The sequence below is a fragment of the Emticicia agri genome (assembly GCF_004168285.1).
In the GTDB taxonomy this organism is placed as follows: domain Bacteria; phylum Bacteroidota; class Bacteroidia; order Cytophagales; family Spirosomataceae; genus Emticicia; species Emticicia agri.
In genome coordinates, this window is sequence record NZ_SEWF01000061.1 from 22,297 (window position 1) to 28,296 (window position 6,000).

The window sequence follows — 6,000 nt, forward strand, 5'->3', positions numbered from 1 at the left end:
TAATTCGGATTAATGGCAATAGATGCTGATTTATCTGTGTGGGAACTCAGGCAGAAAGGAAAGGTTACAGAAAACCTTGTTAAATTTTTAATCATACGTAATTGTCTTTAGAAATGTATTTTCTGTAAGACGATTGAGAGTTCTATTCGTTACAGCAAGTATGAAATTTTAATATTTCTTCAGGCTTAAAATATAGATTCAGCAGAAGAATTTGCTTTTCATAGTATATCATACTCACCGCTCTAACAACTCAATCAATTACATATTAACTCCTTCCAAAATCTACCTTAATATTTCAATTTCTCTTTTGCTTAATAGTTTGTTCTCATCAATATTACATTTTCCAATGCAGGTAAAATCATATAAAATATTAAAATTATTCAATTTTTGGTACCTTAAAATAAAAACGGGTTTTATTTCTTGATACTACCGTATATCCTCAACTATCTTTGGTAACGTTAAAAACTGTGTTAAAACAAAAAAAAATATCCGAGTCAAACCTTTTATTTAAAACTCAAAAAATGAAAAAAATATCTCTACTTTTTGTATTATTTCTTTGCTCATTTGCCTATATCAGCAACGCCCAAACTGTTCGCCGTGTCAATAAAACTCCCGGCTTGAATGACCCTGCCATTTATACATCTGTACAAGCGGCCATCAACGCCTCTGCGCCAAGTGGCGATATTATTTATATTGAACCTACTGATGTTGATGCAGGAAATTATGGAGATATAACGATTGACAGACAAGTTACCATCATTGGCACAGGTTATGAATTAGCTTCTGCACCAAATACTTCTTTCGATAAAAGACAAGTTAGCCTAGGTACAGTATATTTCGAAAATGGTAGCGCCGGAAGCACGATTATGGGGTTGATTGCTAACTATGTTTATTTTCTGGATATAAATTGTATAGTAACACGTTGCCTTATAACACAATCAGTACTTATGGGTCAATCTAGTATTTTAGTAGGTGGTTTACGTTCATTTGGTCACAATGCTACCGTTACTAACTCCAGAGTACAAAGTGGGATAGACGGAAGTGGTGGAACTAATTGGATTATTTCAAATAATATTCTTAGTTCAGGAATTAGTAATCTTACAGGAGCAGTAATTAATTATAATACATTTTACTTTCCTCATGATGGATTGTTGGCAAATATTGATGGTAGCACCGTTACTAATAATATTTTTGATGGCCGCGGATTAGCTGTAGGTCCTATGGTAATGGCTGCTACTTCAAATGGCACTACTGTTTCTAATAACTTGTGTACTAATATTGCAGGTTTACCTACAGGTGGTGGCAATGTAAATAGTGCCAATCCTAATTTTATTTTTATGGTTACTAATCCCTGGAGTCCTTATGTCAATGAGTCTAATTTCCAGTTATCCGCCAGTTCTCCGGCTAAAACTGTAGGCCCGGGGAGTACACCAATCGGAGCATTTGCAGGTAATAATCCGTATATTCTATCAGGTGTGCCTAATGTTCCGGTTATTACTTCTTTTTTTAATACAGGTTCGGGTACGACAGCTACGCCGCTTAGTGTAACCATCAGTGTTAGGTCTGCTAATTAATTAGCAAGGTTTATAATCCTTTTTACCTACCTAATTTCTTGTATTAATGAAAAACTTTTCCATCAAATGGGCAAGTATGGTTGTGCTGTGGCTTTTGGCTGCCAGTAACCTTATTGCCCAGAATATAAACAGGGTCGAGTACTTTATCGACAATGACCCCGGCGTGGGTAATGGTACAGAAGTAACCATTACCCCCGGTGTAACTGTCGCGCAGACTTTCTCTGTTCCTCTCTCATCGTTGAGCATTACCGATGGAATACATCGTTTAAGTGTAAGAGCACGGGACGAAAATAACCGTTGGTCTTGGACGGCCAATGCGCTATTTATCAAAGAAAGAATTGTAAATACGGCCCCTTTGGTCAACATCGATAAAATTGAGTATTTTTTCAATGCTGACCCGGGTGTAGGTAATGCCACAAACGTTGCGGTTACACCTGCCACTTCTATTACAAATTTTAATTTCACAACCCCCATACCCTCTTTGCCTATTGGGTTTCACTACCTGAGCGTGCGTGTAAGAGATGCCCGCAATGGCTGGACTCGCTGTATCAGCAGGCCGTTTTTAAAGGAAGAACTCCCGTCTAATAATCCATTGCCTAATATTACGCAGATGGAGTATTTTGTAGATGAAGACCCCGGCGTTGGTAGTGGAACAGCCTTGACTTTTACACCTGCCACAAGTGTAAGTAATTTGTCGTTTACTATCCCTCTGCCCAATACTATACTACCCGGTTTCCATAGTTTTTCGGTAAGAGCAAAAAATGCCAATAACAAGTGGAGCCTCGTTACCACAAGAACTTTCGTTAAAGAAGAAATCCGGTCTCCGATTCCATTACCTTCTATTGTTCAGTTAGAATATTTCTTTGATAATGACCCAGGAGTTGGAAATGGAACCTCTATAAATTTTACTGCTGGTACTACAGTCAATGATTTATCTTTCAATGTAGCTTTACCGGGTGGCTTGTCTAATGGTACCCATAAATTGACAGTCAGAGTAAAAGATAACCTGGGAAAATGGAGTACAGCAGTAGTGAGGCCTTTCTACAAAGAAAATACTACCGTAGCAAGTTTACCCAATATCAACAGGCTAGAGTACTTTATTGATACCGACCCCGGTTTTGGCAATGGCACAACCGTGAGTATCACACCAAATACAGTGCTATCAAACATTGATTTTACTGCTGCATTAACGGGGCTAAGCAATGGCAAGCATATACTTGAAGTACGTGCCAGAGATGCCAATAATAAATGGAGTACCGTAGCCTTACGCGAATTTGTTGTTTGTAGCAATCCGTCAACGGCATCTATTTCTCCTGCTGCTACGCAGAATACCTGTGCAGGCACGCCAGTTAACCTGAGTGTACCAGAAGGATATAGCTATCAATGGCGCCGGAATGGGCTGGATATTCCTAATGCGAATATAAAAACCTATGCTGCTGCCGAAACAGGCGAATACACTGTAGTAATAGGACAAAGTGGTTGTTTATTTACCACAAGCCCGGTCAGGGTAAATGTAACCACTACCCCGGCACCGCCAACTATTATTACGCCTAATCAAACTATCTGCAATGGGCAGAAAATAGCACTCGAATCAAGTGGTTGCAGTGGCATAGTTACATGGAGTAATGGCAGTACAGGCGGAGCCATTGAGGTGGCACCTACTACCACTACTACCTATACTGCTACCTGTAGTCTTAATGGCTGCGTAAGTGAAGTAAGTTCTACTTCATGTGTAGTTACAGTAAATGCAGCTTTGGCAGCGCCAACAGTTTCAGGCCCCGGCTCGGCTGTTTGTCCAGGTTCAGCTACTTCCCTAACAGCCAGCGGTTGTGCCGGAACTGTTACCTGGAGTACAGGCCAGACAGGCACTTCTTTAGCCTTAACTGCCAAAGCAACAGGCACTTACTCGGCCATCTGTAGTTCTGGTGTATGCAAAAGTGTATCCAGCAATACTTTCACGCTCAATGTTGTCAATTCTACGGCAAATGCTATGAGTTTGAGTGCTTCAAGCCTGAAGATTTGTGCCGGACAGTCATCTACACTTACGGCCACTGGTTGCACGGGGAATATTTTGTGGAGTACTGGTAGTACCAGTTCAAGCATTACGGTTTCACCAGCCTCAACCGGAACTTATTCGGCTACCTGTACACAGAATACCTGTACAGCCAATAGCGTTAATACGCTACAGATTCAGGTATCTGCTGTTCCTCCTGCCCCAACTATTTATGGGCAAAGTGAGACTATCTGTAAAGGCACAAGCCGAACAATGACCGTTTATTTCTGCAAAGGAGGCACAGTTACGTGGAGTAATGGTTTTGTAGGGCAAACACAAACAGTTAAGCCTACCGCAACTACCACTTACAATGCCACATGTACCAAAGACGGATGTCCAAGTGCCAACAGTAATGCTGTTACTTTAACTGTATCTGACTGTCAGAACCAAGCGGTCAATATCAACAAAATTGAATATTTTATTGATAACGACCCCGGATTCAACAATGGTATTAATGTGCCTATTACCAATGCGTCGGCCGTGAATAATTTTAATTTTTCTGTACCAATTCAAGCGTCTTTTGTTAATGGCTTCCATTATCTTTCAGTAAGAGCCAGAGATTCAAACAACAAATGGTCGTGGACAGTAGTAAGACCATTCTGGAAAGATGCCCTGCCAGGCAGTGTTGCTTTGCCGGATATCGTAAAAATGGAATATTTTATTGATAATGACCCGGGTACTGACCAGGGAACAGATATTCCGATATCTGCCGGAACCACTATCAATAATCTGGCAGTAACCATACCTCTGGATAATTCATTAGTGCAGGGCATACATCATCTGACCATCCGGGCAAAAAACGCTAACGGTAAATGGAGTACTGTAGTAGTACGGAAGTTCTACAAAGATGCACTGCCAAGCAATATAAATTTAGCCAATATAACCCGTTTAGAGTATTTTATAGATACTGACCCTGGAGAAGGCAATGGAACCAATATTCCTGTTACCGCCAGTTCGTCAGTCAACAATATTCCATTGCTTGTTAATATGAGTGGTCTTTCACAAGGTACTCACTTCCTTGAAATAAGAGCGAGAGATGCCGATGGCAAATGGAGCACTGTGGGTATCAAACAATTCAGCAATGGCACCAATAGAATAGCTATCGGAACGATAGCGGCAGACATTTGTGGTCAGAACAACCTCTCATTGCCTTATACGCTTGAAGGTACTTTTGATAGTGGTAACACCGTTACTGTTCAATTGTTAGATGCCAATAACAATCTGGTTAATGCTAATATAGCATCAATCACTGCTACTGCGAGCGGTACCATCAGTGTTCCGATGCCTAATGTTGGTGTGAACACCGTTTACAAACTCAGACTTGTAAGTTCTTCGCCAGAGTTGATAAGCGAACCTGTTTTAATAACGGTAAAATCAAGTTTTACACCGACTATAACCCCAAGCGGAGATGTCAATTTCTGTGCAGGCCGTAGCGTATTATTATCAGTCAGTGGTTGCAATGGCAATGTTGTATGGTCTAATGGTATTACCAATAATATGATTAGCGTAACTGCCACGGGTACTTTTACAGCTACCTGTACTTTAAGTAATGGTTGCAGTTTCCCTTCAAGCAATACGATTATCACAGTCGTTTCGCCTTACCCACAACCTAATTCCGGTGGAAATGTCTCTGTCTGTGGAGCTAACTCAACAGCTACTTTAACAGCCAGTGGATGTAATACTGCCGGAGATAAGATTGCCTGGTTTACAACCGCCTCGGGAGGAAGTAGTCAGTTTGCAGGAGCTACCTATGTTACACCGCCATTACCTGCAAGCACTACTTATTATGTAGCTTGTGTATCAGAAGGCGGATGCGAAAGTACCAGAATACCGATTGCAGTTACCGTAAAACCATTGCCAACTGTAGCCATTACCGGTGCTACAAACATCACTTGTACAACCCCAAGTGTTACCAGAACTGCGAGCGGTGGCGGTACTTATCTGTGGTCGAATAGTCTGGGGACTACTGCTACTGCCACTATAACCAATGCAGGTACTTATACCGTAACGGTTACAGGTGCAAACGGTTGTACAGCTACTGCTACTACAAGCGTAACGGCTAACAAAACAGCTCCTACAGTAGCTATTACAGGAAGTGCCAATCTCACTTGTACAGTTAATAGTGTTACCAGAACTGCCAGCGGTGGCAGTACTTATCTGTGGTCGAATGGTTTAGGAACCAATGCCGCAGCTACTATGACAACCGCAGGGATTTATACAGTAACTGTTACGAATACAACGAATGGCTGTACTACTACTGCCACAACCAGTGTAACGACCAATACAACTGCTCCTACAGTAAATATAACCGGAACCGCTAATCTTACCTGTGCGGTTACCAGTGTTACCAGAACTGCCAGTGGTGGCGGCACG

Annotated in this window: 2 protein-coding genes; both read left to right on the forward strand. The window is 41.4% G+C overall.

Annotated elements, in window-relative coordinates; translation table 11 throughout:
* Positions 1–521 precede the first annotated feature (521 nt).
* Entirely contained in the window at positions 522–1,574 is a 1,053-nt protein-coding gene (locus EWM59_RS24345) for a right-handed parallel beta-helix repeat-containing protein (protein ID WP_130023854.1), read from the forward strand.
* A 46-nt stretch (positions 1,575–1,620) separates the two neighbouring features.
* Positions 1,621–6,000: immunoglobulin domain-containing protein (locus tag EWM59_RS24350; RefSeq protein WP_445447095.1), on the forward strand; the 4,380-nt coding region annotated here is incomplete at its 3' end.

Coding starts and splice junctions, on each gene's coding strand:
- EWM59_RS24345 (WP_130023854.1), top strand. CDS start 522: ATGAAAAAAATATCTCTACTTTTTGTATTATTTCTTTGCTCATTTGCC.